The following is a 24,844-nucleotide window of genomic DNA, read 5'->3' on the forward strand; positions in this document are numbered from 1 at the left end:
ATTAATCCGCTCGGCATGCCCGTTTCCGGGGGCCCACCTACGTTCGATCCACGGAATGTGATCGAAACGAGGTGCTGTGATGGAGCACGACGAGTGGTCGCGGCGGCAGTTGTTCCGGCGGTCCGCGCTGATGGGCGCGGCCGTTCTGGGCGGGCCCGTGCTGCTTTCCGCGTGTACGTCGACGTCGTCCGGTGACGCCCTGCAGGCGGCGAAGGACGCGAAGAAGATCAAGATCGGGATCGCGAACGAATCCCCGTACGGGTACACCGACCAGAGCGGGAAGGTCACCGGCGAAGCGCCCGAAGTGGCGCGCGCGGTCTTCAAGAACCTCGGGATCGACAATGTCGAGGCCAGCGCCGTCGCCTTCGACCAGCTGATCCCGGCGCTCAACGCGAAGCAGTACGACGTCGTGGCGGCCGGTATGAACATCACCGCGAAACGCTGCGGCCAGGCCGCTTTCTCGATCCCGGACTACTCGGCCCTGACCGCGCTGCTGGTGCCGAAGGGCAACCCGCAGCAGGTGCTGAAGTTCGAGGACATCGCGGCGAAGAAGGTCAAGGTCGCGGTGCTGTCCGCGGCGGTCGAAAAGGGCTACGCGACCGACGCCGGCGTGCCCGAGAGCCAGATCGAGACGCTGGACTCGCAGGACAACATGCTCCGGGCCGTCACCGACGGCCGCGTCTACTGCGCGGCCCTCACCGACATCTCGCTGAAGGACGTGCTGAAGAAGAACCCGGGCGCGGCCGCCGAGGTCACGCAGGGGTTCGACCCGGTCAAGGACGGCAAGCCGGTGATCTCGGCCGGCGGGTTCGTCTTCCGCACCGCGGACAAGCCGTTGCTCGACGCCTTCAACGCCGAGGCTCAAGAAGCTGCACGACAGCGGGGAGTGGACGAAGATCGTCACGCCCTTCGGCTTCACGCAGGCGAACCTGCCGAAGCCGGACGTGACCACCGAGAAGCTCTGCGCCGCGTAACGGGACGGTTGTCGTGTCGAACGTGTCGCACATCGTCGCGTCGATCCTCGACGGCCTGGTCGCGACGGCGGAAGCCGCGCTCGGCGGGATCGCCCTGACCGTGGTGCTTTCGCTCGTCGCGGGCCTCGCCCTGCTCTCGCCGCGGTGGCCCGTGCGGGCGGTCGCGCGGGTGTACGTCGAGGTCTTCCGCGGGACGTCGGAAGTCGTGCAGCTGTTCTGGCTGTACTTCGTGCTGCCGGTGCTCGTCGGGTTCCAGCTGGTCCCGATGTTCGCCGGCATCCTGGTGCTGGGCCTCAACCACGGCGCGTACGGCGCGGAGGTCGTCCGCGGCGCCGTGCAGTCCGTGCCGAGGGCCCAGCACGAAGGCGCGCTCGCGCTGAACCTTTCGCCGGCGCAGCGCATGACGCGGGTGATCCTGCCGCAGGCGTTCGTCGAGATGCTGCCGCCGTTCAACAACCTGTTCATCCAGCTGCTGAAGAGCACCGCGCTGCTGTCGTTCATCTCCGCCGGTGAGATCGCCGAGCGCGGTGAGCTGCTGCGGCCGGTGTTCGGCGCCGACATCGGCTGGATCTACGGCACCGAACTGGTCCTCTACCTGCTGCTCGCCGTCGTGATCACGACGGGCATGCGGGCACTGGAGCGGTGGGCGGCCCGGCGGCTCGGCCGGACGCCGTCGGCGCGGCGCACCCGCGTGCCGATCACCGAGGCGGGAGGTGCCGGGTGAACTGGGACTGGCAGGCCGCCGCCGACGCGGTCCCGTTGCTGCTCAAGGGGTTGCTGGTCACGGTCGAGCTGACATTGCTCGGCTCCGCCGTCGCCTACGTGCTGGGCCTGGTGCTGGCGTTGCTGCGCCGGTCCGGGATCCCGGTGCTGGCACAGGCGGTGTGGCTGTTCATCGAGTTCGTCCGCAGCACGCCGCTGCTGATCCAGGTCTTCGTGCTGTACTGGCTGGTGCCGCCGGTGACGGGCTTCAAGATGTCGGCCTTCGTCACCGGCGTCGTCGCGCTCGGCGTGCACTACGCGACCTACACCGCCGAGGTGTACCGCGCCGGGATCGACGCCGTCCCGAAAGGACAGTGGGAGGCGGCGGTCGCGCTGAACCTGCCGCGCTCGCGCGTGTGGACGGCGGTCGTGCTGCCGCAGGCGATCCCGCGGGTGCTGCCCGCGCTCGGCAACTACACGATCTCGATGTTCAAGGAAACCCCGCTGCTGCTGGCGATCGGCGTGCTCGACGTGCTCAACCGCGCCAAGGAGGTCGGCGCGGAAACCTTCCGAGTCGTCGAGCCGTACACCCTCGCGGGCGTGCTGTTCCTGCTGGTCAGCCTGCCCGCTTCGCTGCTGGTCCGACGATTGGAACGCCGTGCCGAACGTGTCTGACACCGCGATGATCCGGTTTTCGGGCGTGGTCAAGAGATTCGGCGACCACGTCGTGCTCGACGGGCTCGACTTCACCGTGGCGCCGGGGGAGTTCGTCTCGCTGATCGGCCCGAGCGGGTCCGGCAAGACGACGATCCTGCGGCTGCTGATGACGCTGGAGAAGGTCGACGGCGGCACCATCGACGTCGGCGGCGAGTGCCTCAGCCACGAACGCCGGGGCGAGCGCCTGCTGCCGGCGAGCGAAAAGCACCTGCGCACGGCCCGGCGCCGGATCGGCATGGTGTTCCAGCAGTTCAACCTGTTCCCCAACATGAACGTGCTGCGCAACATCACCGAGGCGCCGGTCCGCTCGCTCGGCCTGCCGCCCGCCGAAGCCGAGCAGCGCGCCCGTGAGCTGCTCGGCATGGTCGGGCTCGAGGACAAGGCGGACGCACACCCGACGAAGCTGTCCGGCGGTCAGCAGCAGCGGGTCGCGATCGCGCGGGCGCTCGCGATGCGGCCCGACGTGCTGCTGCTCGACGAGGTGACCTCGGCGCTGGACCCCGAGCTCGTCGCGGACGTCCTGCGCGTGCTGCGCGAGATCGCCACTGGTACGGACATCACCATCCTGTGCGTGACGCACGAGATGCAGTTCGCCCGCGACGTCTCGGACCGGGTGATGATGTTCGACCACGGCCGCGTGCTGGAGGAGGCACCGCCGGAGAAGCTGTTCAGCGACCCCGAACACGAGCGGACGAAGGAGTTCCTCCGTGCGGTGATCGAGCGGCGCTAGAGGCCCGCCAAGATGTCCTTTGTGGACTTCACGGTGGCGAACTGGTTCGCCAGGTTCGCCGCGGTGACGCGGGACAGCTCGTCCGCGGTCACCTCCGGCAGGTCGAACGTGAAGGTCGCGTCGAGCGCGAAGGTCACCTCGTAGCCGAAGTTCCCGCCCATCCGCGCGGTGGTTTCGCAGCAGAAGTTCGTCTGGATGCCGGCGACGACGAAGCTCGTGATGCCGCGCTTGCGCAGCCACGCGTCGAGGTCGACGTCGCCGATGAAGGCCGAGTTGACCTGCTTGCCGAACACCAGGTCCGGCCGTGCGCCGTCGAGTTCGGGCTTGAAGTCGTTGCCGGGCTGGCCGGGCCGCAGCGGCGAATCCGGCTTCGTGGAGTCGTGGCGCACGAGGACCACCGGGAGCCGCCGCTCCTGCCAGGCGTCGAGGAGCGCCTTCATGTTCGCTTCGGCGCCGGGGTTGTTGCGCGGGCCCCAGAAGTCCGCGTCGTCGAACCCGCGCTGGACGTCGATCAGGATGAGTGCCGTCATGGCGTCGAGTCTCGCGGGCTTCCGGCACGGGAGGGGAGTGGCAGAAGACGCGCGATGCGGTACTTTTCTGCCATGCGCACGATCGGCGTTCTGCTGCTGCCGGGCACCCGGATGTTCGACTTCGCGGTGATCGGCGAGGTCTGGGGCCAGGACCGCACGGACAGCGGGATCGGCCCGTTCACCCTGCGGTTGTGCAGCCCGGGCCGGGTGCGCACCACGACGTCGCCCTTCGGGGACGTCCCGGCGACGCACGGACTCGCCGGGCTCGACGGCTGCGACCTCGTGCTGGCACCGGGCCGCGACGACCCCCTCGCGCCGGTGCCCCCGGCGGCGGTGACCGCGCTGCGGCGGGCGCACCGGGACGGGCGGACCGTCGCCGCGCTGTGCTCCGGGGCGTTCACGCTGGCCGCCGCCGGGCTCCTCGACGGCCGCCCGGCCACCACGCACTGGCGTGACCTCGACGCGCTGGCCCGCGTCGCGCCACGAGCGGACCTCCAGCGCGACGTGCTCTACACCGACGACGGCGGTGTCCTGACGTCGGCGGGGGTCGTCGGCGGCCTCGACCTGTGCCTGCACCTGGTCCGGCGTGACCACGGCGCGGACGTCGCGGCCGCGCTCGCCCGCCGCCTGGTGATGCCGCCGATGCGGGAAGGCGGGCAGCGGCAGTACGTCGACACCCCCTTGCCGCCGGTCGCGGAACAGCCGGGCCTGGCGTCCACAATGGACTGGGCGCTGGCGCGGCTCGGGTCCGGGATCGGCGTCGAGGACCTCGTCGGGCACGCGCGGATGAGCGAGCGGACGTTCCACCGCGAGTTCGCCGCGGCCACGGGCGTGACGCCGGGTCGCTGGCTGCGCGTCCAGCGTGTCCGGTACGCACAGCGGCTGCTGGAGACGACGTCGCTGCCGGTCGAGCGCGTCGCGCAACGCTCCGGCCTGGGAACGGCGGCCAACCTGCGACGTCGGATGCGGGCCGAAGTGGGCGTCGGCCCGGACAGCTATCGGCGCACGTTCCGAAGAGTTACCGTCGAGGCATGACCGAGTACGAGCACATCCTGGTCAAGCGGGACGGCGACACCGTCACGATCACCATGAACCGGGCGGCGCGGCGCAATTCCCTGTCCGCGGACCACCTCGCCGAGCTGCTGGCGGCGTTCCACGAAGCGGGGACGTCGGACGCGACCGGCATCGTGCTGGCCGGGGCCGGGCCGGTGTTCTCCGCCGGGCACGACTTCGGCGACGTCGCCGCGCGCGACCTGATGGGTGTGCGCGAGCTGCTGACGCTGTGCACGGACCTGATGAAGACCATGCAGTCGGTGCCGCAGGTGGTCGTCGCGCGGGTGCACGGCCTGGCCACGGCGGCGGGCTGCCAGCTGGTGGCGTCGTGCGACCTCGCCGTGGCGGCGGAGTCGGCGGGCTTCGCGCTGCCAGGCGGCAAGGGCGGCTGGTTCTGCCACACCCCGGCGGTGCCGGTGGCCCGGTCGATCGGCCGCAAGCGCCTGATGGAGCTGGCCCTGACCGGCGACGTCGTCGACGCGCCGACGGCGTTGGAGTGGGGCTTGGTCAACCGCGTCGTCCCCGACGACCAGCTGGACGACGCCGTCGCGGACCTGCTCGCGCGGGCCACGCGCGGCAGCCGGGCCAGCAAGGCGATGGGCAAGGTGACGCTGTACGCCCAGCTCGACCGGCCCGAGGCGGACGCGTACGCGATCGCGCTGGAGGTCATGGCCTCGGCGTCCCAGCTGCCCGGCGCCCGCGAAGGCATGGCGGCGTTCCTGGAGAAGCGCAAGCCCTCCTGGCCCGACTGACCCCGAGCTTTCACGTGAAAGCTCGGCTTTCGCTGCCGCGAGACCATACCGTACCGTATAGTATGGTCGCGTGGTGGCGAGCAAACGGGACTGGCTGGACGCGGGATTGGTGCTGCTGGCGGAGCAGGGGGCGCCGTCGGTGACCATCGAGAAGCTCACCGAGCGGCTCGGGTTGTCGAAGGGCTCCTTCTACCACCACTTCAAAGGCATGAGCGGCTACCGCACCGCGCTGCTGGAGCACTTCGAGACCGAACGCACCACCCGGTTCGTCGAGCAGGCCGAACAGGCGGCGGGCGACAAGCTGCGCACGCTCATGGACCTCGTCATCGCGCCGGGACCCGGCCCGGAGCTCGAGATCGCCGTCCGGGCCTGGGCCCTGCAGGACGCCGAGGCGCGGGAGGTCCAGGAACGCATCGACCGGACCCGCGCGGACTACCTGGCCGAGATCTGCGGCGACGCCGAACTCGGGCAGGCGCTGTACCTCGTCGTCGTCGGCGCGGGGCAGGTCGTGCCGCCGCTGTCCGGGCGGCGGTTGAAAAACGCGTTGGAACTCGTTCTGGGGAGACGGAAATGACCGAACCTTTTCTCGACGGCGCCGACTACGTCGAATTCAAGGAGGTCGAGAGCGAGAACAGCCTGCGCGAGTTCGTCGCGGGCGTGTTCGGCTGGTCGCCCGCGTGGGTGAAGGCGCTCTTCGGCGTCCGGTACCTGCTCGCGAAAGCCCTGCGGCTGGACACGGCGGCGGTTCCGCGCACCGGGCGCCTCCGGCCCGAGGACATCGGGTTCGAGCCCGACGACCGGGTCGCGTTCTTCACCGTCCGCGCCGGCGACCCGGAGCGGTACCTGGTCACCGGGGTCGACGACAGTCACCTGACCGGGTACCTCACGGTCGAAGCGGTGCCGCGCGGGTTCCGGCTCGGCACGGTCGTGCACTTCCACAACCGCGTCGGCCCGGCCTACTTCGCGCTGATCAAGCCGTTCCACCACCTGGTGATCCGCGGGATGCTCAAGGCCGGAGCCGCTCGAACAGCATGAGCCGCGCCCACGCGGCGATCGACTGCGCGTCGGTGATCTCGCCGGCGAGGATCATCTTCTCGACGTCCTCGCGCGCGAACCACGCGCTGCGCATGTCCTGCTCCTCGTGCTCGCGCTCCGGCTCGCCCTCGGTGAGGTCCGTGGCGAGGAACACCCAGCCGCGCTGGCTGCTCATGCCGGCCGCGACGTCCAGCCTGCCGAGCTCGACCATCGAGCCCGCGCGCAGGCCGGTCTCCTCGCGCAGCTCGCGCGCGGCGAGCTCGGCGGGCGGCACGTCGGCCCGGTCGGGTGCGGTGCCCTGCGGGAACTCCCAGCGCCGTTCGCCGAGCGGGTAGCGGAACTGCTCGACCAGCCGGAACCGCTCGCCGTCCTGGGCGATGACGAGCGCGTACGCCGGCTTGTCGATCACGCCGTAGACGCCGGCCGAGCCGTCGGCGCGGCGGATCTCGTCCTCGCGCACGGTCATCCAGTTGTTCCGGTACACCTCGCGGGACGCGACACGCTGAATGGGGTCCACCCGCCCAGTATCCCGGACCTGTCCTACCCTCCTCGGGTGCGTCTCGTGATCGCGCGGTGCCAGGTCGACTACGCCGGCCGGCTCACCGCCCACCTGCCGATGGCCACCCGCCTGCTGCTCGTGAAGTCCGACGGCTCGGTGTCGGTCCACTCCGACGACCGCGCGTACAAGCCGTTGAACTGGATGAGCCCGCCCTGCTGGCTCATCGAGGACGGCAAGCTCTGGATCGTCGAGAACAAGCAGGGCGAGAAGCTGGTGATCTCGATCGAGGAGATCTTCCACGACCACGCCCAGGAGCTCGGCGCGGAACCGGGCCTGCAGAAGGACGGCGTCGAGGCGCACCTGCAGGAACTGCTGGCCGAGCACATCAAGACCCTCGGCGACGGCTACACGCTGGTCCGCCGCGAATTCCCGACGGCGATCGGCCCGGTCGACATCATGGCCCGCGACGCCGAGGGCCGGTCGGTGGCGGTGGAGATCAAGCGCCGCGGCGAGATCGACGGCGTCGAGCAGCTGACGCGGTACCTCGAGCTGCTCAACCGCGACCCGCTGCTGGCCCCGGTGCAGGGCGTGTTCGCGGCGCAGATCATCAAGCCGCAGGCGCGCACCCTGGCCGAGGACCGCGGGATCCGCTGCCTGACCCTGGACTACGACGAGCTGCGCGGCATCGAGTCCGACGAGTTCCGGCTGTTCTGAAAGGACGTGCTGGTCAGGGCGTGCTCCGAGCCCGCCCGAGCAGGGCTTGGTTGAAATCGGCGATCTGCGCACGCTCGGCCTTGCCGCTGCCTTGGTCGTGGAGGCGCAACTCATCGCGCGACAAACATGCACGAGTCCTTTCCCCTCACGTAGACGAGCCGGTCAGTCTCGTCGGTGATGGTGCACTGCGTGACGGGTCGATCTGCGTAGCCCGAGAGTGCGACCGCGACGGTGGTGCCCTTGTCCACGGTGATCTTGTGGGAGACGGGGGTCATGAACCCAGGCAGCTGCTCCGTGCGGACACCTCCCGGCGCGGTCGGGTCCGTGTAGGAGATCTGGTCGGCACCGAAGGCGCCGACGTTCAGCGTGATCTTCTGGGCAGCGGGTGCCGACACCGTCGGTGTTGCGGGCGGGGTTGAGACAGAGCAGCCCACGAGGGTCAGGACGGCGGCTACGGTGATCAGTTTCGGGTTCATGACAGGCGGTCGCAGTGGATCATGCCGCTGTTACGTGGCTGGCTGGGGTGCAGTAGAGGCACACACCCCGTAACCTCTCCCCAAGCGCACCTATGATCGAAATGGCCTCTGACGTGCGGTGAAAGATCCGAAGGCAGGTAGGGTTTCATGGACCTCAGCTCCGGCTGTTCTGACGTGGAACCCGGCCGGTACGTCCACTACAAGGGCGGCGAATACGAAGTGCTCGGTGTCGCCCGGCACAGCGAAACCGAAGAGGAACTGGTCGTGTACCGCGCTCTCTACGGCGAGCGCGGGCTGTGGGTGCGGCCCAAGGCGATGTTCGCCGAGACCGTGGCGACCGCCGACGGCCCGGTGCCGCGGTTCCGCCGCGTCGAGGACTGACGCCGGTCTCGGTGAAAAACCGGCCACCGGGCTGCCCGATGGGGCCGATACCGAATCGATGCCGAATTGGCGTATCTGATTCCGAGCTGTTTACTCCGCCAGGAAATCGTTAACCCGATAGTCGGGCCCGAAGTGATTTGATCCTTTCTCGTCGCGCCTTTCTGCGCTGTTCGGGTGAGTCCGGGATCTCATTCGGCGAACTCGTGCGACACTCGATTTCGAGGGGTTCCGCCGGTGCTGCCGGTGTGGCCGGAGGGTGGTGCGCTCGGCCGTCTTTCTTCGTCGTGCCAACGTTTCAGTCCGCCTTCGAGCTCGGGGTGCGCATGTCATCCGGCCGGCGTGCGCGCGATTTTCGTCTGCACGGAGGAGGATGTCATGCGTTATCGCCCACTCGGTTCCGATCCGCTCGACCCGCGACTGGGCCGGTTCATTCCGGACGACTGGCGGCACGTGGAAAGGTACCCGCTGTCCGCGTTGGCCGAGGAGGACCGCCCGACCCGCGCGCCGGTCGTCATCGGCGTCAGCTGGTACTCGGCGTTCGACAAGCCCGAGAAGGACGAGACCTCCGGCGAGTTCTTCATCGCGAGGGACGGCGTCAAGAAGCTCGGCCGGATCCGCGGTGGCCACTGCGTGTGCCTCGAGCCGGGCGGCACCCCGGACACCGACGCCTGGTACGCGTTCTACGACCAGGGCCAGGAAGGCGCCTGCGTCGGGTTCGGCTGGTCGCGCTGCATGTCGATCTTCAACGGCAGCGAGTACGCCGCCCGCTGGCTCTGGGACCAGGCCAAGAAGCGCGACGAGTGGCCCGAGACCAACCCGGGCGACGAGAACGGGACGTCGGTCCGCGCCGCGGCCGAGGTGCTCCTCGAGGCCGGGCACGTCCTGTGGGACGAGTCCTACGAGGGCGACGACTTCCACGCGCGCGAGAACTACGTGCCCGAAGCCAAGCAGGGCATCAAGGCCTTCCGCTGGGCGCGGACGGTCGAGGACGTGCACGCCGTCCTCGGCAACGAGCGGGCCGACGAGCTCGGCGCCGTGCCGATCCTCAACTCGTGGGGCCCCGGCTACCCGCACCGGACCTACCTGCCCGACGAGGTCCTCGCCTTCCTGATCAACGAGGAGGCGGGCGAGATCGCCGTCCCGACCGATCGCTGACCGGCCGCCGCTCCCGCGGCGCGTGAACCGAAGGCGCGTTTCCCCTGGTCAAGGCCGGGGAGGCGCGCCTTCGGCCTACTTTGGACACGTCAGCGTGCCGACCCTGAATGCATGCAGTACTGTCCGGATCCGACAGGACAGTGGTGATTCCTGTGGGTTGTTGTCCGGTTTGAAAAGCTACTGCAGGAGGTGGGTCGGGTGCTCGTCCTAGCCGATGCGAACCTGCGACTCGACGCGAGCGCGATCGACTACATCGAGTTGGCGTTCTACTTCGTCCTCGTGCTCGGCATCGGGTACCTGGCGCGTCGGCAGGTGTCCAGCAGCCTCGACTTCTTCCTGTCGGGCCGATCGCTGCCGGCCTGGGTGACCGGCCTCGCGTTCATCTCGGCGAACCTCGGCGCGGTCGAGGTCATGGGCATGTCGGCCAACGGCGCCCAGTACGGCCTGCCGACCGTGCACTACTTCTGGATCGGCGCCATCCCGGCGATGCTGTTCCTCGGCATCGTGATGATGCCGTTCTACTACGGCTCGAAGGTCCGCAGCGTCCCCGAGTTCATGCGGCGGCGTTTCGGCAAACCGGCCCACCTGGTCAACGGCATCAGCTTCGCCGCCGCGCAGATCCTGATCGCGGGCGCGAACCTGTTCCTGCTGGCCAGCGTGGTGAACCTGCTGCTCGGCTGGCCGCTGTGGGTGTCGATCATCGTCGCCGCCGCGATCGTGCTCTCCTACACCGCGCTTGGCGGCCTGTCCGCCGCGATCTACAACGAGGTCCTGCAGTTCTTCGTGATCGTCATCGCACTGGTGCCGCTGACGATCATCGGCCTGGTCAAGGTCGGCGGCTGGCAGGGCCTGGTCGACAAGGTCACCAACAGCCCGGGCGGCTCGGCGCAGCTGCACTCGTGGCCCGGCGACAACCTGACCGGCTTCGGCAACAGCATCCTGTCGGTGCTGGGCATCGTGTTCGGTCTCGGCTTCGTCCTCTCGTTCGGTTACTGGACGACGAACTTCGTCGAGGTCCAGCGCGCGATGGCGTCGAAGAGCATGTCGGCCGCCCGCCGCACGCCGATCATCGGCGCCTTCCCGAAGATGCTGGTGCCGTTCATCGTCATCATCCCGGGCATGATCGCCGCGGTCAGCGTCTCCGAGTACGTCAAGGACAAGCAGGTCCTGCTCGACGGCGGCAAGGCCGAAAGCGGCGTCACGTTCAACAACGCGCTCCTGCTGCTGATGCGCGACCTGCTCCCGAACGGCATGCTCGGCATCGCCATCGCCGGTCTGCTGGCCTCCTTCATGGCGGGCATGGCGGCGAACCTGAGCTCGTTCAACACCGTCTTCACGTACGACATCTGGCAGACGTACGTGAAGAAGGACAAGCCGGACCACTACTACCTGAACCTGGGCCGCGTGGTGACCTCCGGCGGCACGATCCTCGCGATCGGCACCGCGTTCATCGCGTCGAACTCCGGGAACATCCTGAACTACCTGCAGGACCTGTTCTCCTTCTTCAACGCGCCGCTGTTCGCCACGTTCATCCTCGGCATGTTCTGGAAGCGGATGACCCCGCACGCCGGCTGGGTCGGCCTCGTGCTCGGTACCGCGTCGGCGATCACCGTCTGGAGCCTCTCGCAGGCCGGGGTGCTCGGCCTCACCGGGCAGGGCATCAGCTTCGTCGCCGCCGGGACCGCGTTCGTCGTCGACATCGTGGCGAGCGTCGTGGTGTCGATGGCCACCAAGCCGAAGCCGGACGAGGAGCTCGTCGGCCTCGTCTACTCGCTCACCCCGCGCGACTCGCTCAAGCACGACGACACCGGCGAGAACGCGGGCTGGTACCGCAAGCCGGGCCTGCTCGCGGGCATCGTGCTCATCCTGACCATCGCGCTCAACGCCATCTTCTAGGAGGTCGGAATGGCTACCGAGTCCGGCGCGAAACCGCACAAGGCGGGCGCCTTCGACATCCGGCTGATCATCGCCCTGCTGATCGGCGTGTACGGCGTGATCCTCACGGTGATGGGCATCGGCTTCACCTCCGACGAGGAGATCAAGAAGGCGGCCGACGTCAACATCAACCTGTGGGCCGGGATCGGCATGCTGGTCGTCGCCGCGCTCTTCGTCATCTGGGCGAAGGTGCGGCCGCTGATCGTGCCCGCCGAACCCGAGACCGACGGCACACCCGCCACCCCGGGTGAATAGCCGGGTTGTCCGGACAGCGGCGCGAGGTTGCCGCTACCGTGCATCGCGTGTTCCCTGACGCCCGGCGCCGCCGTCTCCCGAAGCTGTTCCTGCTGGTCACCGCCCTCGCGCTGCCGCTGACCGCGTGCGGGCAGGACCTCGGCAAGTCCAACTTCGCGCGGACGACGGTGCCGGCGTCGGCCGGTACCGGCCAGGTCGCCGACGGCCCGATCACCGACCCCGCCGTGGCCGCGAACGTGCTGCGCACGGTCAAGCCGTGCCAGTTCCTCACCAAGGAGGCGCTCGGCGCGCTCGGGCTCGGCACCGTCGAGGAGGACCCGTCGCCGTCGTCGATCGCCTTCGACACCTGCAGCAACAAGGTGAAGGACCCCGGCGGCAAGGAGATCCGCTTCCAGTTCGAGATCGGCAGCACCCTGCTGCCGCGCGCGGACAAGACGGCCGGGCAGGTCGGCGGGCTGCCGCTGCGGGTGAACAAGACCGACGACACCGACTGCACGCTCGCGGCGATGACGGCCCTGAACCCGGACAACGCCCTGATGCTGTCGGTCACCTACGCCGGCGACCCCTGCCGTCCCGGGCAGACGCTGATGGAGGCCGTCGTCCAGAAGCTGCACGGCTCGCCGGAGAAGTACCCGACGCCGCCGGGCACCCTGCTGACCGCCGACCCGTGCGCCATGGCCGACTCCGCGGTGGTGGCCAGCGCCGTGCCCTCGGCGAAGTCGGCGCCGTCGAGCCTGCACTCCTGCGACTGGAAGAGCAACGGCACCGACCCGACGATCACCGTCGAGTTCCTGCCGGGCCTGCCCCCGATCGTCGGCGACGGGTACTCCAAGGTGGACATCGGCGGCGGCGTGACCGCCTACCAGAAACCGGACGACAACACCTCGCGGTGCTCGGTCGAGTGGCAGCACCGGCCGTGGCAGGGCGACGACGTCGAACTGGCCCAGGTGGACTACCAGAGCTACGCCGCCAAACCGGACACCGACGACCCGTGCGGCAAGGCGGTCGCCGTCGCGAAGAACGTGGTCACGAAGCTCCCGAAACCCTGACCTGGCGGCGGGCCGCGCGGGGCGGTAGGAAGGGGGCACCCCACCCGCCGATGTGCCGGAGGCTGCCGTGAAGAAGATCATCAACGATCCGGCGAACGTGGTCGCGGAGTCGCTGCGGGGCCTCGCGGCCGCGCACGCCGACATCCTCCGCGTCCAGTACGACCCGGACGTCGTGATCCGCGCCGACGCCCCGGTCGCGGGCAAGGTCGCCGTCATCTCCGGCGGCGGTTCCGGCCACGAGCCGCTGCACGGCGGGTTCGTCGGGCACGGCATGCTCGCCGCCGCCGTGCCCGGCGCGGTGTTCACCTCGCCGACGCCGGACGCCGTGCAGGCCGCGGTCACCGCGACCACCGGCGACGCGGGCGCGCTGCTGATCGTGAAGAACTACACCGGCGACGTGCTGAACTTCGAGACGGCCGCCGAGCTGGCCGCTGCCGAGGGCCTCGACGTGCGCAGCGTCGTGATCGACGACGACGTCGCGGTCAAGGACTCGACGTACACCGCGGGCCGCCGCGGCGTCGGCGGGACGGTGCTGCTGGAGAAGCTCACGGGCGCCGCCGCCGAACGCGGCGACTCGCTCGACGCCGTCACCGCGCTGGCGGAGAAGGTGATCGGCCAGGTGCGCTCGATCGGCGTCGCGCTGACCGCGCCGACCGTGCCGCACGCCGGCACCCCCAGCTTCGACCTCGACGACGGCGAGATCGAGTTCGGCATCGGCATCCACGGCGAACCCGGTCGCGAGCGGATCCCCCTCGAACCCGCCGACGCGCTCGTGGCGCGGATGGTCGACGCGGTCGTCTCGGACTTGCCGTTCGCCTCGGGCGACCGCGTGCTGCTGTTCACCAACTCGATGGGCGGCACCCCGCTCGTCGAGCTGTACCTGGCCCACGGCATCGCCGAGCGGCTGCTGGCCGAGCGTGGGATCGTGGTCGAACGCCGGCTGGTCGGCCCGTACATCACCAGCCTCGAGATGCAGGGGATGAGTCTGACGTTGCTCAAGCTGGACGACGAGCTGACCGAGCTCTGGGACGCCCCGGTCAACACCGCGGCCCTGCGCTGGGGGCTCTGATGAGCTGCAAGGCCGAAGGGGTCGCGGCGGCCGTGCGCGCCGCCGCGGAGGTCGTCGCCGAGCACCGCGTGGAGCTGATCGACCTCGACCGCGCGATCGGCGACGGCGACCACGGCGAGAACATGAACCGCGGCTTCGCGGCCGTCGTCGCGGCGCTCGACACGAGCGTGCCGGACACACCGGGCGGGGTGCTGAAGCTCGTCGCGACGACGTTGATCTCCAAGGTCGGCGGGGCCGCCGGCCCGTTGTACGGCACGGCTTTCCTGCGTGCCTCGGCCAAGCTCGGTACCGCCGACACCCTCGACGTCCCGGCGCTGCTGGACGCGCTGCGCGCCGGGCTCGAAGGCGTCCAGGCCCGCGGCAAGGCCGTCGGCGGCGACGCGACCATGGTCGACGCCCTGATCCCGGCGGTGTCGGCCGCGGAGAAGGCGGCCGAGGAGGGCGGCGACCTGGCGGCGGTGCTGACCGCGGCGGCCGACGCGGCCGACCGCGGCGCGGAGTCCACAGTGGACCTGGTGCCGCGCAAGGGCCGGGCGTCCTACCTCGGCGAGCGCGCGGTGGGGCACCTGGACCCCGGCGCGCGGTCTTCGGCGCTGCTGCTTCGCGCGTTCGCTGGAGCCGCCCGGTGAGCGTCGGAATCGTGCTCGTGTCGCACAGCGCGAAGCTCGCCGAAGGACTGGCCGAGCTGGCCGCGCAGATGGCCCCGGACGTCACCATCGTGCCGGCGGGCGGCCTCTCAGACGGGTCGATCGGCACGGACTACGACGAGGTCGTCGCGGCCACCCAGCGCGCCGACCGCGGCGACGGCGTCGTGCTGCTCTACGACCTCGGCAGCGCGCAGATGACGGCGGAACTGGCCGTCGAGTCGCTGGCCGACCCGTCGGCCGCGGTCGTCGCGGACGGCCCGCTGGTCGAAGGCGCGATCGCGGCGGCGGTCGCGGCCCAGGCGGGGCAGGACCGCAACGGAGTGGCCGAGGCAGCGGCAGCGGCCGGGGTGCCCGAGGACCTGTCCCCGGCCGAAGCCACGGCCGGTGGCGAGGAGATCGAGCTGGAGCTGCGCAACGACGTCGGGCTGCACGCGCGGCCGGCCGCCGTCCTGGTGCGCACGCTGAGCGAGTTCGACGCCGAAGTCACCGTGCGGCTGGGCGACCAGGAAGCCGACGGCCACAGCGTGCTGGCGCTGATGTCGCTCGGCGCCCGCCAAGGCGACCGGATCCGCGTCCGGGCTCGCGGCCCGCAGGCGGCCGCCGCGCTGGACAAGGTGAAAGAGCTGGTGGACGGCAATTTCGGGGAATGAGGCCGGGTCGCCGACCGGGTGACTTACCCGGTTCTGACTCGATTCCGTCTGGGCTTCGGCAGGGGCGTGTGGCAGCATCGGGGCCAATTACCAGCGAGTAACATCTCTGGAGGCCTCGATGGCGCGGGACATCTCGACGGTCGGAGTGATCGGCCTGGGCACGATGGGGGCCGGGATCGCCGAAGTGCTCGCGCGCAGCGGGCTCGACGTCGTCACGGTCGAGCTCGACGAGGCGGGGGTCGCGCGGGGCCGCGGGCACCTGGAGCACTCGACCGAGCGCGCGCTCGCGGGTGGCAAGCTCGACGCCGCGGGCCGCGAGGCACTGCTGAGCCGGATCCGGTACAGCACCACGCTGTCTGATCTGTCCGAAGTGGACTTGGTGATCGAGGCGATCCCGGAGAGCCTGGAACTCAAGGCCGACGTGTTCTCCCAGCTGGACAAGATCACCCGGCCCGAGGTGGTCTTCGTGTCCAACACGTCGTCGCTGTCGATCACCGAGATCGGGGTGCACACCGCGCGTCCCGGCAAGGTCGTCGGCATGCACTTCTTCAACCCGGCGCCGGTGCTGAAGCTCGTCGAGATCGTCAAGACGGTGGTGACCGAGCCGGAGGTGGTCACCGAGGTGGTGGCGTTCGCCGAGCGGCTCGGCAAGGTGCCGGTGGTGATCGGCGACCGGGCCGGGTTCATCGCGAACGCGCTGCTGTTCGGCTACCTCAACCACGCTGTCCGGATGTACGAGCAGCGCTACGCGACGCGCGAAGACCTGGACGCGGCGATGCGCTACGGCTGCGGCTACCCGATGGGGCCGCTGGCGCTGCTCGACCTGATCGGGCTGGACACCGCGTACGAGATCCTCGACACGATGTACCACCAGTCCCGCAACCGCCTGCACGCCCCGGCGCCGCTGCTCAAGCAGATGATCACGGCCGGCCTGCTGGGCCGCAAGACCGGCCGCGGCTTCTACACCTACGACGCCCCGGACTCGCCGAACGTGGTCGCGGACGCGCCGGTCGCGTCCGTTGTGGACAGCGTGCCGCCCCGGCCGGTGTCCAAGGTCGGCGTGGTCGGCACCGGAACGATGGCGACCGGAATCGCGGAGGTGTTCGCGAAACGCGGCCTCGACGTCGTGCTGCGAGCCCGGAGCCTGGAGAAAGCACAGGCGTCGGTGGCGCGCGTCAAGAAGTCCCTCGACAAGGCCGTGGTCCGCGGCAAGCTGTCCGAAGAGGACGCGGCCGCCGCGTTGGCCCGGATCACCCCGGTGACGGACTTCGAGGCACTGGCCGACGTGGACCTGGTCATCGAGGCGGTGGCCGAGCAGCTTTCGGTGAAGCAGGCGGTGTTCGCGGCCCTGGACGAGGTGGTCCGCCCGGGCGCGCTCCTGGCGACGACGACCTCGTCGTTGCCGGTGATCGAGTGCGCGGCGGCGACATCCCGCCCCGCGGACGTGGTCGGCCTCCACTTCTTCAACCCGGCCCCGGTGATGAAGCTGGTCGAGGTGGTCTCGACGATCGCGACGGCCCCGGACGTCCTGGCGACGGCGAACGCGGTCTGCACGGCGGTGGGCAAGCACGCGGTCCACTGTGGAGACCGCGCGGGCTTCATCGTCAACGCGTTGCTGTTCCCGTACTTGAACGACGCGGTGAAGATGCTGGAGGCCCACTACGCGGGAGCGGACGACATCGACACGGCCATGAAGGTGGGCTGCAGCCTCCCGATGGGCCCGTTCGAGTTGCTGGACGTCGTCGGGCTGGACGTGTCGCTGGCGATCCAGCGGACGTTGTTCAACGAGTTCCGCGAGGAGGGCTTCGCGCCCGCACCGCTGCTGGAGCACCTGGTGACGGCGGGGCGGCTCGGGCGGAAGACCGGGAAGGGCTTCAAGGACTACTGATCAGTTTCCCAGGCTGAGTGCGACGTTGCCGTTTCGCGCGTCTTCGGGCTGCACCATGATGCGGCCTCGGTGGGAGACCTCGACCAGGTAGAACTTCTCGCCCGCCGGGACGTTCGGCGCGGAAAGGGTGAACACGCAGCTGCCGGTACCGTTCGGGCGGCCGGTCCCCAGCGCGCCTTGGGAGAGCACGGTGCCCGCGGCGTTGTAGACGGTGACCGCCGTCCCGGGGCTGATGTCCGAATAGCCGCCGGAGCCGCCACAGGTGCTGTAGCCGTATCCGCCGCTGTTCAGCGTGAACGTGCCACGGAGGTCGAACGCCTCACCAGAGTTTGCCGGGATTCCGGCCGGTGCGCCGGAGCCGGCCAGATCGAGCCCGACCCAGAGGGCGCCGACCAAGGCGGCGCCGCCTGCCGCCGCGAGCAGCAGGTGCCAGGGGTTCGTCCCGGTCCGTGTCGGCCGCGGGGCCGCCGGCGGCGCCCACGGGTCCGGCGGCACGGGTTCGAACGCACTGGTCATCGCGGCTCCTCCGTCGGCACGTCCTGGCTCGGACCGTTCGTGCGTGGAGGTCGGCTGGAAGACGGCGGTTGTTACCCCCGTGCCCGGATCGTGATCGGCTCGCTCAGCGCTCGACCACCCGGCCGAGGACCGGCTTCACGTCCAGGACCGGCGTGCCGTCGATCGCTTCCAGGCCCGTCACCGTCAGCGTGCCTCCTTCGGCCGCCGTGACGGTCACCGTGTGGAGGCCGATCGGGTTCGGGCGGTCTGGTGAGCGCGTCGAGAACACTCCCTCCAGCGGGCGGGCCGGGTCGCTGCGCGGGTGGACCGCCTGCGTCTCGCGGTCCGCTTCGTGCAGCCACGTCAGCAACACCAGTTCGTCGCCCGGGCGGATGTCGGCCGCCGCTCGGTGGAACTCGGGCGCGAACACCACCCTGGCCGGTGGGGCGCCTTCGTCGCCCTGGCGGGGCGCCGATGCGCGGTCCGCCAACGGCGACTCGATGCGCGCCACCGGGTGCACTTCGTAGCTCGTCACGTGTAGTACCCCTCCACCGGCACCCGGGCCTCGTCGAACAGCGCCGGGCCTTCGGTGGCGTACCCCCACTTGACCGGCGGGCGCAGCGTCAGGAACTGCTCCGTCGACAGCGCGTAGACCACCCGGCCCAGGCCGGATCGCTCGATCGCGCCCGTGCACATCCCGCACGGCTGCGTGCTGGTGAACATCGTCGTCGCCGCCGCGGTTTCCGGGTCCAGGTTCTGCGCGGCCCAGCGGGCCAGCTTCAGCTCCGGGTGCGCCGTGATGTCGTTGTCCGTCAACGACGTGTTGCGATCCTCGGCGATGATCTTGCCGTCCGCGTCGGCCAGCAGGGAGCCGAACGGCGGGTTGCCGTGCTCCTCGCGCGCCTCGCGGGCGAAGCTCGATCGCCCGTCGCAGCAACGCCTCTTCGGTTTCCTTCACCGGTTCTCCTTCCCAGCCGCGGCCACCGCCGCGAGGTCGCGCCAAGCCGTCTCCGGGTGGAGCGTCTCGGCCGGGTCCGCGTCGAACGGGTCGAGCACGACGGTGTCCGCGCCCATCGCCCGCAGGTGTCCCAGGTCTTCGACGACCTGGTCGAGCGTGCCTTCGCCGGCCCGGCGGTCCGGGCCGGTCACCGGCTTTTCCGTGAGCCGCAGCAGGATCCGCGGCGCGAACGCGGGCACCGGCCGGTCGCCCGCCAGCTTTTCCAAGCGGCCCAACCCTTCCCGGAGCCCGGACAACGTCAGCCGCAGCGGGTGCCACGCGTCGCCGAGCTCCACCGCCCGGCGCAGGCCGGCGTCGCTGTGCCCGCCCAGCCACAGCGGGATCGGGCCCGCGCGGTAGTCGTCGTGGTCGGCCCAGGCCGCGCGGATCGTCCGCAGGTACTCGGTCGTCAGCTGCCCGCGCCGCTCGAACGGCACGCCCAGAGCGTCGAACTCCTGCTTCGCCCAGCCGATGCCCGCGCCGAGCACCAGCCGCCCGCCGCCGCTGAGCGCGTCGAGGTTCGCCGCCATCCGCGCGATCAGCAGCGGGTGCCGGTAGGGCACCACCAGCACCGTGGTGCCCAGCCGCACCCGGCTGGTGATCCCCGCCAGCCACGAAAGCGTCGTGAACGGTTCGTAGAACGGCGCCGGGTACTGCCCGGCGACGTCCGGCGTGATCGCCACGTGGTCGGACACCATCAGCAGGTCGTAGCCGAGGCCTTCGACGGTCTGCGCCCAGGCGCGCAGCACGCCCGGATCCGTGCCGGGGCCGAAGTTGGGGACGTTCACGCCGATCTTCACCGTCAAAGGCTATCGAGGGCGCAACCGTGATCGGAAGGGAACGATCACGGCATCGGCGCCCTTTCGCCGTGGATCTCGCGGTAGATTCGCGGAATGACCGAGAGTCTCGATCAGACCGACTGGGCCATCCTGGTCGAGCTCCAGCGCGACGCCCGGCTGCCGCTCACCGAGCTGGGCCGCCGGGTGAACCTCAGCGCGTCCGCCGCGACCGAACGGCTCCGCCGGCTCGAGGCCGCGGGCGTGATCACCGGCTACCGCGCGGAGGTCGACCTCGGCAAGGTCGGCTACCCGGTGCTCGCCGTCGTCCGGCTCAAGTACCCCGGCAGCAGGCACGAGTCGCTGCACAAGCTCCTCGCCGAGCGCTTCGAGATCCTCGAATGCGTGCGCACCACCGGCGACGACTGCTACACGCTGAAGGTCGCCGCCGCGTCCATGGCCCACCTCGAACGCACGATGGACGAGCTGGCCCAGTTCGGCAGCACGACCACGAACGTCGTCTACAGCCAGACCCTGCCCTACCGCGGCCCGCAGGAACCCGCCCGTGACCTCGACGCCTGAGCGCATCGTCGTCTACGGCGTGACCGGCTCGGGCAAGTCGACGCTCGCGGCCCGCATCGCCGAGCGCACCGGGCTGCCCCACGTCTCGGCCGACGACGTCGGCTGGCAACCGGGCTGGGTGCCGACCCCCGACGACGAGCAGTGCCGCCGGATCAGCGAGGTGTGCGCGGGGGAGCGCTGGGTCCTCGACTCGGCCTACAGCAAGTGGCGGGACATCGTGTTCGAACGCGCGCAGCTCGTCGTCGGCCTCGACTACCCGCGCTGGCTTTCGCTGTCCCGCTTGCTGCGCCGGACGCTCGTGCGCGCAGTGACCCGCGAGCGGATCTGCAACGGCAACGTCGAGTCGTTCCGCCAGATGTTCTCGGCGGACTCCATCATCCGCTGGCACTTCACGTCGTTCGCGTCGAAGCGTTCCCGCATCCGCGGGTGGGCCGCCGAGCCGCCCGGCCCGGCGGTCGTCCGGCTGACGTCGCCGCGCGAGACGCGTCGCTGGCTCGAGACGCTCTGAACTCAGGCGCCCGGCGGCAGGAGCGGACCGCCGCTCCAGTGCTGGAACACGAGGTTCGTGTGCACGCGGGCGACCTCGTCGCGCGCGGTCAGCTCGTCGAGGACCAGGCGCTGCAGCTCGCCCGCGGAACTCGTCGCGACGTGCGCGAGGAAGTCGTCCGGCCCGGTGAGGTGGTAGACCGCGCGGACCTCCGGCAGCGACAGCAGGTGCTCGACGAACGCGTCCACCAGCGGCCGCCGGTGCGGACGCACCTGGACGAACAGGAACGCCTCCAGCGGCCGCCCCAGCTTCGCCGCGTCGACCGACGCGTGCTGGCCGGTGATGACGCCGGTGTCCCGCAGCCGCGCCACCCGGTCCAGGCACGTCGACGGCGCGAGCCCGACCGCGGCCGCGAGGTCCTTGTTGGTGATCCGGGCATCGTTCTGCAGCAGCCGCAGAATTTCGAGATCAACCGGACTCAGTTCGACAGGAGTGGACATCGGCGAATGATATCCGAGACTCTTGTCCTGGATCCGGTGAAAGCCCGACCATGCGAGCATGACTTCCTCGCTGCGCACGCGGGCCGTCCACGCCGGCCGTGACGACCTCACGGACCTCGGCGTGCACGCCGCCCCGCTCGACCTGTCGACGACGTACCCGTCCCGCGACAGTGCCGCCGAAGCCGCCCGGATCGACGAGTTCGCCGCCGGTGGCGAACTCGACGGCCCGCCGATCTACGGCCGGGTGGGCAACCCGACCGTGGACCGGTTCGAGCGGGCACTCGCCGAACTCGAGGGCTTCGACCACGGCGTCGCGTTCGCCAGCGGCATGGCCGCGGTGTCGGCCTGCCTGCTTTCCGCGGTGGCGCAAGGGAAACGCCACATCGTCGCGGTCCGGCCGCTGTACGGCTGCAGTGACCACCTGCTCGAGTCCGGGCTGCTCGGCACCGAGGTGACGTGGACCGCGCCCGAGGGCGTCGCCGCCGCGCTGCGCCCCGACACCGGGCTGGTGTTCGTCGAGACGCCCGCGAACCCCACGCTCGCCGAGGTCGACATCGCCGAGCTGGCCGCCGCCTGCGGGGACGTGCCACTGGCCGTGGACAACACGTTCGCCACGCCGGTGCTGCAGCGCCCCGGCCACCACGGCGCGCGGATCGTCCTGCACAGCGCGACGAAGTTCCTCGGCGGCCACGGCGACGTCATGGGCGGGATCGTCGCGTGCGACGCCGAGGAAGCCGCACGGCTGCGCCAGATCCGCTTCGCCACCGGCGGCGTGCTGCACCCGCTGGCCGGATACATGTTGCTGCGCGGGCTTTCCACGCTGCCGCTGCGCGTGAACGCGGCGTCAGCGACGGCCGCGACGCTCGCCGAGCGCCTCGCCACGCACCCGGCGGTGACCGCCGTCCACCACCCGCGGATCGGCGGGCCGCTGGTGGCGTTCGAGGTCGACGGCGACCCGCACGCCCTGATCGGCGCCGTCCGGCTGATCACGCCCGCGGTCAGCCTGGGCAGCGTCGACACGCTGATCCAGCACCCCGGGTCGATCAGCCACCGCATCGTCGACGAGGGCGACCGCCACGGCGCCGGCGTCACCGACCAGCTGATCCGGATGTCCGTCGGACTCGAGGACGTCGAGGACCTCTGGGCCGATCTGGAGCAGGCGCTGAAGGCGCTTTAACCGCAGCAGCCGCCACCACAGCAGCCACCGCCACCACCCGCCGGGACCGCGGGCCCGCTCGCGGCCCCGGTGAGGGCGACGGTGGTGAGCAGCTTGACGGTGTCGGTGTGCCCCTCAGGGCAGGACGCCGGCGCGCTGGATTCGCTCATCGGGCGCAGGAGCTCGAAGGTCTCGGTGCACTCGCGGCAGCGGTAGGCGTAGGTCGGCATGCGGTGATTATCGCCGGGCCGGCCGGGGGATGGGAAGCTGGGCGCGTGCAGCCGCCTTCGCTCGCCGACGTCCCGCACCTCGGCCAGGTCGTCCCGTCCCTGCTCGCCGCGCTCGGGGTGCCCGGCTGCGCCGACACGCTGACGCTGCCGGAGGCGCGCAGTGCCGCCGTGCTGCTCGTCGACGGGCTCGGCTGGGAGCTGCTCGCCGAGCACGCCGCGGACGCCCCGGTGCTGACCGAGCTCGCCCGGGAGTCGCTGCGGGTGGGCTTCCCCTCGACGACCGCCGCCGGGGTGGCCGCCATCGGCACCGGGCTCGCGTCCGGCGAGCACGGCATGGTCGGCTACACGTTCGAGATGCCCGGCACGGGCGTGCTCAACGCGTTGCGCTGGTGCAGCCACGAAGACGGCAGCGACCTGCGTGGTGCGCTCCCGCCCCGCGAGGTGCAGCCGTTGCCGACGACGTTCGAGCGCGCCGCGTCGGCCGGGATCGACGCGGCCGTGGTGTCTTCGGCCAAGTTCCGCGACACGGCCTTGACCCTGGCCACCCAGGGCGGGGCGCAGTACGCCGGGGTCCACGCGCTGGGCGACCTCGCCGCGCGGACGTTGTCGATGCTCGACGGGCGCGCGTTCTGCTACGCCTACCACAGCGAACTCGACCTGCTCGGGCACGTGTACGGACCCGGCTCGGCCGCGTGGCGGATGCAGCTGCGGCAGGTCGACCGGCTCGTCGAGTCCCTTGTGGACGGTCTGCCGCCGGGCGCGCTGCTCGCCGTGGTGGCCGACCACGGGATGGTGACCGTCGACGACAAGCTCGACCTCGAAGAGACGCCGGAGCTGCTCGAGGGCGTCCGGACGTTCGGGGGCGAGGTCCGCGCCCGCCACGTCTACACCGAGCCCGGCGCGGCCGTGGACGTGCTCGCGGCCTGGCGGGCGGTGCTCGGCGAGCGGGCCTGGGTGCGCTCGCGGGAGGAAGCCGTCGCCGAGGGGTGGTTCGGGCACACCGTCAGCGACCGGGTGCTGCCGCGGATCGGCGACGTCGTCGCCGCGGCCCGAGGGCGGTTCGGGATGGTGCGGGGGCTCGCCGAAGCCGTCGAGACGTCGCTGGTCGGGCAGCACGGTTCGCTCACCACCGCCGAACAGCTCGTTCCGCTGGCCCTCGCCCAGGGCTGAACCGGGGAACTTTCGCCCGTCCCGTCCCGACCTGTCCAGTGCGTACCGGACTGACGGGAGTGGGGCGGGATGAGCGGGCTGGACGGGATCGGCGTCGTCGGGGCGGGCGGCGAGGGGCGGGCCGTGGCCGCCTACCTCGCCGCGCGGGGGCTGCCGGTGCACCTCTGCACGCGCGATCTCGGGGCGGTGGAAGAGATCGCGCGCCGACGGGAGATCGTCGCCGCCGGGGTGCTCGACGGCCGGTTCCCGCTGCGGGAGGTGACCTCGGATCCGGCGAGCCTGGCCGGGCGGGCGGTCGTGCTGATCGCCACGGTGACGACCGCGTACCCGGAGGTCGCCGCCCGGCTCGCGCCGCACCTCGTGGCCGGGCAGGTCGTGGTGCTGTTTTCCGGGAAGCTCTGCGGGAGCGTCGAGTTCGCGCACGCGCTCGCCGCCGCCGGGGCACCGGAGGTCGACGTCGTCGAGACGGACGCGCTGTTCGCCGCGCGGCCCGCCGGGACCGGCGGCGTGACCGTGCTCGGGACCAAGGGCTGGAACCTGATCTCCGGCGGCAGCGCGGCCGCGGTCGAGCGGAACGCCGGACTGCTGCGCGAGTGGTTCCCGATGCTGGAGGTCGCGGGCAACCCGGTCGAGCGTGGCCTGCACGACTTCGGCGCGGTCGCGCACGTGCCGATCGCGCTGGCCAACCTCGGCCCGATCGACCGCGCGGAGGAGCTGCTCTTCTACGTCGAAGGCGTTTCGCCGCGCACGATCGCGTTGCTGGAGCGCACCGAAGCCGAGTTCGCCACCGTCGCGCGGGCTTACGGCGCGCGGTTGCTGCCGATGACCGAGGTGCTGGACCGGTACTACGGCTGCACGGCTACGACGCTGCTCGACGCGCTGCGAACCGTGGAGCCGTACCGGACGATCGCCGCGCCGACCAGCCTCGACCACCGGTTTCTTTCCGAGGACATCCGGTCCACTTTGGTGCCGCTGCAGGCGCTCGCGCGGTGCGCCGGGGTCGCGACGCCGGTGGTGGACGCCGCGATCACGATCATGTCCGTGCTCGGGGGCGAGGATTTCCGCCGGACCGGGCGGACGCTGGACCGGCTCGGGTGGGCGGGGCTCGGTCACGACGGGATCTTGCGCCGGTTGGGGGCCGGGGACCGGGTGGCGGGGCGGGCGGCCTGACGGCCCTGCGCCGCGCGGTGCCGGGTGGGGCCGACGCTTGCCTGGCTGGGCAGGTCGAGGTGGCGAACGC

At 70.8% G+C, this 24,844-nt stretch carries 30 protein-coding genes and 2 pseudogenes; 23 read left to right on the forward strand and 9 right to left on the reverse strand.

Features of this window, described 5'->3' with window-relative positions:
• The first annotated feature begins 79 nt into the window (after positions 1-79).
• The 4 genes and pseudogenes from ehuB to ehuA all read left to right on the forward strand — a co-directional run bounded on the left by ehuB (position 80) and on the right by ehuA (position 3,123).
• Positions 80-974, forward strand: a pseudogene (gene ehuB, locus QP939_RS23825) (ectoine/hydroxyectoine ABC transporter substrate-binding protein EhuB).
• A gap of 13 nt (positions 975-987) precedes the next feature.
• Entirely contained in the window at positions 988-1,698 is a 711-nt protein-coding gene (gene ehuC / locus QP939_RS23830) for an ectoine/hydroxyectoine ABC transporter permease subunit EhuC (RefSeq protein WP_434219662.1), read from the forward strand.
• Entirely contained in the window at positions 1,695-2,351 is a 657-nt protein-coding gene (ehuD, locus tag QP939_RS23835; protein WP_285459032.1) for an ectoine/hydroxyectoine ABC transporter permease subunit EhuD, read from the forward strand. The genes ehuC and ehuD overlap by 4 nt, the downstream gene beginning before the upstream one ends.
• 7 nt (positions 2,352-2,358) lie before the next feature.
• Positions 2,359-3,123 carry an ectoine/hydroxyectoine ABC transporter ATP-binding protein EhuA gene (gene ehuA / locus QP939_RS23840; RefSeq protein ID WP_285459827.1) on the forward strand — a complete coding sequence of 255 codons (765 nt, stop codon included), beginning with the start codon at positions 2,359-2,361 and terminating at the stop codon, positions 3,121-3,123.
• Here ehuA and QP939_RS23845 read toward each other — a convergent pair.
• The gene (locus tag QP939_RS23845) at positions 3,120-3,653 is read right to left on the reverse strand and encodes a cysteine hydrolase family protein (RefSeq protein WP_285459033.1); all 534 of its coding nucleotides are present in this window, start codon (positions 3,651-3,653) and stop codon (positions 3,120-3,122) included. The genes ehuA and QP939_RS23845 overlap by 4 nt on opposite strands.
• 72 nt (positions 3,654-3,725) lie before the next feature.
• On the opposite strand from QP939_RS23845, the gene QP939_RS23850 reads away from it, so the two are divergent.
• The 4 genes from QP939_RS23850 (at position 3,726) to QP939_RS23865 (ending at position 6,493) form a co-directional block, all read left to right on the forward strand.
• The gene (locus QP939_RS23850; RefSeq protein WP_285459034.1) at positions 3,726-4,688 is read left to right on the forward strand and encodes a GlxA family transcriptional regulator; all 963 of its coding nucleotides are present in this window, start codon (positions 3,726-3,728) and stop codon (positions 4,686-4,688) included.
• A complete protein-coding gene (locus QP939_RS23855; RefSeq protein ID WP_285459035.1) occupies positions 4,685-5,458 on the forward strand; it encodes an enoyl-CoA hydratase-related protein in 774 nt (257 codons plus the stop codon). The genes QP939_RS23850 and QP939_RS23855 overlap by 4 nt, the downstream gene beginning before the upstream one ends.
• A 73-nt stretch (positions 5,459-5,531) precedes the next feature.
• On the forward strand, positions 5,532-6,032 hold the full coding sequence (locus QP939_RS23860; RefSeq protein WP_285459036.1) for a TetR/AcrR family transcriptional regulator: 501 nt from the start codon (positions 5,532-5,534) through the stop codon (positions 6,030-6,032).
• Positions 6,029-6,493 (forward strand): DUF2867 domain-containing protein, encoded by a 465-nt coding sequence (locus QP939_RS23865; RefSeq protein ID WP_285459037.1) that lies wholly within the window; start codon positions 6,029-6,031, stop codon positions 6,491-6,493. Before QP939_RS23860 ends, QP939_RS23865 begins: the two co-directional genes overlap by 4 nt.
• Here QP939_RS23865 and QP939_RS23870 read toward each other — a convergent pair.
• The gene (locus QP939_RS23870; protein ID WP_285459038.1) at positions 6,465-7,010 is read right to left on the reverse strand and encodes an NUDIX domain-containing protein; all 546 of its coding nucleotides are present in this window, start codon (positions 7,008-7,010) and stop codon (positions 6,465-6,467) included. The genes QP939_RS23865 and QP939_RS23870 overlap by 29 nt on opposite strands.
• A gap of 36 nt (positions 7,011-7,046) precedes the next feature.
• On the opposite strand from QP939_RS23870, the gene nucS reads away from it, so the two are divergent.
• On the forward strand, positions 7,047-7,706 hold the full coding sequence (gene nucS / locus QP939_RS23875; protein WP_285459039.1) for an endonuclease NucS: 660 nt from the start codon (positions 7,047-7,049) through the stop codon (positions 7,704-7,706).
• Positions 7,707-7,816: 110 nt separating this feature from the next.
• On the opposite strand, the gene QP939_RS23880 is transcribed toward nucS, so the two are convergent.
• Entirely contained in the window at positions 7,817-8,182 is a 366-nt protein-coding gene (locus tag QP939_RS23880; protein WP_285459040.1) for a hypothetical protein, read from the reverse strand.
• Between the two features lie 147 nt (positions 8,183-8,329).
• Here QP939_RS23880 and QP939_RS23885 point away from each other — a divergent pair, with 147 nt between their 5' ends.
• The 9 genes from QP939_RS23885 (at position 8,330) to QP939_RS23925 (ending at position 17,211) form a co-directional block, all read left to right on the forward strand.
• Positions 8,330-8,563, forward strand: coding sequence for a DUF1653 domain-containing protein (locus QP939_RS23885; protein ID WP_285459041.1), 234 nt, complete (start codon positions 8,330-8,332; stop codon positions 8,561-8,563).
• 375 nt (positions 8,564-8,938) lie between these two features.
• Entirely contained in the window at positions 8,939-9,718 is a 780-nt protein-coding gene (locus QP939_RS23890) for a hypothetical protein (RefSeq protein ID WP_285459042.1), read from the forward strand.
• Positions 9,719-9,916: 198 nt separating this feature from the next.
• Positions 9,917-11,614 carry a sodium:solute symporter family protein gene (locus tag QP939_RS23895; protein WP_285459043.1) on the forward strand — a complete coding sequence of 566 codons (1,698 nt, stop codon included), beginning with the start codon at positions 9,917-9,919 and terminating at the stop codon, positions 11,612-11,614.
• 9 nt (positions 11,615-11,623) lie between these two features.
• Positions 11,624-11,908 carry a hypothetical protein gene (locus QP939_RS23900; RefSeq protein ID WP_285459044.1) on the forward strand — a complete coding sequence of 95 codons (285 nt, stop codon included), beginning with the start codon at positions 11,624-11,626 and terminating at the stop codon, positions 11,906-11,908.
• Positions 11,909-11,955: 47 nt separating this feature from the next.
• Positions 11,956-12,957, forward strand: a complete 1,002-nt coding sequence (locus QP939_RS23905; protein WP_285459045.1) for a DUF3558 domain-containing protein — start codon at positions 11,956-11,958, stop codon at positions 12,955-12,957.
• 67 nt (positions 12,958-13,024) lie between these two features.
• Complete coding sequence (dhaK, locus tag QP939_RS23910) at positions 13,025-14,026, forward strand: dihydroxyacetone kinase subunit DhaK (RefSeq protein WP_285459046.1); 1,002 nt, start codon at positions 13,025-13,027, stop codon at positions 14,024-14,026.
• Complete coding sequence (gene dhaL, locus QP939_RS23915) at positions 14,026-14,655, forward strand: dihydroxyacetone kinase subunit DhaL (RefSeq protein WP_285459047.1); 630 nt, start codon at positions 14,026-14,028, stop codon at positions 14,653-14,655. The genes dhaK and dhaL overlap by 1 nt, the downstream gene beginning before the upstream one ends.
• Positions 14,652-15,323, forward strand: coding sequence for a dihydroxyacetone kinase phosphoryl donor subunit DhaM (gene dhaM, locus QP939_RS23920; RefSeq protein WP_285459048.1), 672 nt, complete (start codon positions 14,652-14,654; stop codon positions 15,321-15,323). Before dhaL ends, dhaM begins: the two co-directional genes overlap by 4 nt.
• Before the next feature lie 118 nt (positions 15,324-15,441).
• Complete coding sequence (locus QP939_RS23925) at positions 15,442-17,211, forward strand: 3-hydroxyacyl-CoA dehydrogenase family protein (RefSeq protein WP_285459049.1); 1,770 nt, start codon at positions 15,442-15,444, stop codon at positions 17,209-17,211.
• On the opposite strand, the gene QP939_RS23930 is transcribed toward QP939_RS23925, so the two are convergent.
• The 4 genes and pseudogenes from QP939_RS23930 to QP939_RS23945 form a co-directional block, all read right to left on the reverse strand.
• Positions 17,212-17,727 (reverse strand): hypothetical protein, encoded by a 516-nt coding sequence (locus QP939_RS23930; RefSeq protein WP_285459050.1) that lies wholly within the window; start codon positions 17,725-17,727, stop codon positions 17,212-17,214. It lies immediately after the preceding gene.
• 103 nt (positions 17,728-17,830) lie between these two features.
• A complete protein-coding gene (gene tsaA / locus QP939_RS23935) occupies positions 17,831-18,241 on the reverse strand; it encodes a tRNA (N6-threonylcarbamoyladenosine(37)-N6)-methyltransferase TrmO (RefSeq protein ID WP_285459051.1) in 411 nt (136 codons plus the stop codon).
• A pseudogene (locus QP939_RS23940) lies at positions 18,238-18,664 on the reverse strand (nucleoside deaminase). Before QP939_RS23940 ends, tsaA begins: the two are co-directional and overlap by 4 nt.
• On the reverse strand, positions 18,661-19,503 hold the full coding sequence (locus QP939_RS23945) for an LLM class flavin-dependent oxidoreductase (protein ID WP_285459052.1): 843 nt from the start codon (positions 19,501-19,503) through the stop codon (positions 18,661-18,663). The pseudogene QP939_RS23940 and the gene QP939_RS23945 overlap by 4 nt, the downstream one beginning before the upstream one ends.
• 93 nt (positions 19,504-19,596) lie before the next feature.
• On the opposite strand from QP939_RS23945, the gene QP939_RS23950 reads away from it, so the two are divergent.
• Entirely contained in the window at positions 19,597-20,061 is a 465-nt protein-coding gene (locus QP939_RS23950; RefSeq protein ID WP_285459053.1) for an Lrp/AsnC family transcriptional regulator, read from the forward strand.
• A complete protein-coding gene (locus QP939_RS23955) occupies positions 20,045-20,569 on the forward strand; it encodes a P-loop NTPase family protein (protein ID WP_285459054.1) in 525 nt (174 codons plus the stop codon). Before QP939_RS23950 ends, QP939_RS23955 begins: the two co-directional genes overlap by 17 nt.
• Positions 20,570-20,571: 2 nt before the next feature.
• Here QP939_RS23955 and QP939_RS23960 read toward each other — a convergent pair whose 3' ends face one another.
• Positions 20,572-21,048, reverse strand: a complete 477-nt coding sequence (locus QP939_RS23960) for an Lrp/AsnC family transcriptional regulator (RefSeq protein WP_285459055.1) — start codon at positions 21,046-21,048, stop codon at positions 20,572-20,574.
• 58 nt (positions 21,049-21,106) lie between these two features.
• On the opposite strand from QP939_RS23960, the gene QP939_RS23965 reads away from it, so the two are divergent.
• On the forward strand, positions 21,107-22,225 hold the full coding sequence (locus QP939_RS23965) for a trans-sulfuration enzyme family protein (protein ID WP_285459056.1): 1,119 nt from the start codon (positions 21,107-21,109) through the stop codon (positions 22,223-22,225).
• Here QP939_RS23965 and QP939_RS23970 read toward each other — a convergent pair.
• A complete protein-coding gene (locus QP939_RS23970; RefSeq protein WP_285459057.1) occupies positions 22,222-22,434 on the reverse strand; it encodes an FmdB family zinc ribbon protein in 213 nt (70 codons plus the stop codon). The genes QP939_RS23965 and QP939_RS23970 overlap by 4 nt on opposite strands.
• Before the next feature lie 45 nt (positions 22,435-22,479).
• On the opposite strand from QP939_RS23970, the gene QP939_RS23975 reads away from it, so the two are divergent.
• Positions 22,480-23,604: an alkaline phosphatase family protein gene (locus QP939_RS23975; RefSeq protein ID WP_285459058.1), complete on the forward strand. Its 1,125-nt coding sequence runs from the start codon at positions 22,480-22,482 to the stop codon at positions 23,602-23,604.
• A 69-nt stretch (positions 23,605-23,673) separates the two neighbouring features.
• Positions 23,674-24,774: an NAD/NADP-dependent octopine/nopaline dehydrogenase family protein gene (locus tag QP939_RS23980; protein WP_285459059.1), complete on the forward strand. Its 1,101-nt coding sequence runs from the start codon at positions 23,674-23,676 to the stop codon at positions 24,772-24,774.
• Positions 24,775-24,844: the final 70 nt, after the last annotated feature.

Origin of the sequence: Amycolatopsis nalaikhensis (assembly GCF_030264295.1) — a bacterium.
GTDB lineage: Bacteria > Actinomycetota > Actinomycetes > Mycobacteriales > Pseudonocardiaceae > Amycolatopsis > Amycolatopsis nalaikhensis.

Excerpts from the sequence above, each read along its gene's own strand:
- QP939_RS23865 (WP_285459037.1), top strand. The coding sequence starts at position 6,029 with ATGACCGAACCTTTTCTCGACGGCGCCGACTACGTCGAATTCAAGGAG.
- QP939_RS23880 (WP_285459040.1), bottom strand. The coding sequence starts at position 8,182 with ATGAACCCGAAACTGATCACCGTAGCCGCCGTCCTGACCCTCGTGGGC.
- QP939_RS23845 (WP_285459033.1), bottom strand. The coding sequence starts at position 3,653 with ATGACGGCACTCATCCTGATCGACGTCCAGCGCGGGTTCGACGACGCG.
- QP939_RS23900 (WP_285459044.1), top strand. The coding sequence starts at position 11,624 with ATGGCTACCGAGTCCGGCGCGAAACCGCACAAGGCGGGCGCCTTCGAC.
- QP939_RS23885 (WP_285459041.1), top strand. The coding sequence starts at position 8,330 with ATGGACCTCAGCTCCGGCTGTTCTGACGTGGAACCCGGCCGGTACGTC.
- QP939_RS23850 (WP_285459034.1), top strand. The coding sequence starts at position 3,726 with ATGCGCACGATCGGCGTTCTGCTGCTGCCGGGCACCCGGATGTTCGAC.
- QP939_RS23960 (WP_285459055.1), bottom strand. The coding sequence starts at position 21,048 with ATGTCCACTCCTGTCGAACTGAGTCCGGTTGATCTCGAAATTCTGCGG.
- QP939_RS23970 (WP_285459057.1), bottom strand. The coding sequence starts at position 22,434 with ATGCCGACCTACGCCTACCGCTGCCGCGAGTGCACCGAGACCTTCGAG.
- QP939_RS23930 (WP_285459050.1), bottom strand. The coding sequence starts at position 17,727 with ATGACCAGTGCGTTCGAACCCGTGCCGCCGGACCCGTGGGCGCCGCCG.
- QP939_RS23980 (WP_285459059.1), top strand. The coding sequence starts at position 23,674 with ATGAGCGGGCTGGACGGGATCGGCGTCGTCGGGGCGGGCGGCGAGGGG.
- QP939_RS23855 (WP_285459035.1), top strand. The coding sequence starts at position 4,685 with ATGACCGAGTACGAGCACATCCTGGTCAAGCGGGACGGCGACACCGTC.
- QP939_RS23965 (WP_285459056.1), top strand. The coding sequence starts at position 21,107 with ATGACTTCCTCGCTGCGCACGCGGGCCGTCCACGCCGGCCGTGACGAC.
- dhaL (WP_285459047.1), top strand. The coding sequence starts at position 14,026 with ATGAGCTGCAAGGCCGAAGGGGTCGCGGCGGCCGTGCGCGCCGCCGCG.
- QP939_RS23890 (WP_285459042.1), top strand. The coding sequence starts at position 8,939 with ATGCGTTATCGCCCACTCGGTTCCGATCCGCTCGACCCGCGACTGGGC.
- ehuA (WP_285459827.1), top strand. The coding sequence starts at position 2,359 with ATGATCCGGTTTTCGGGCGTGGTCAAGAGATTCGGCGACCACGTCGTG.
- QP939_RS23950 (WP_285459053.1), top strand. The coding sequence starts at position 19,597 with ATGACCGAGAGTCTCGATCAGACCGACTGGGCCATCCTGGTCGAGCTC.
- QP939_RS23925 (WP_285459049.1), top strand. The coding sequence starts at position 15,442 with ATGGCGCGGGACATCTCGACGGTCGGAGTGATCGGCCTGGGCACGATG.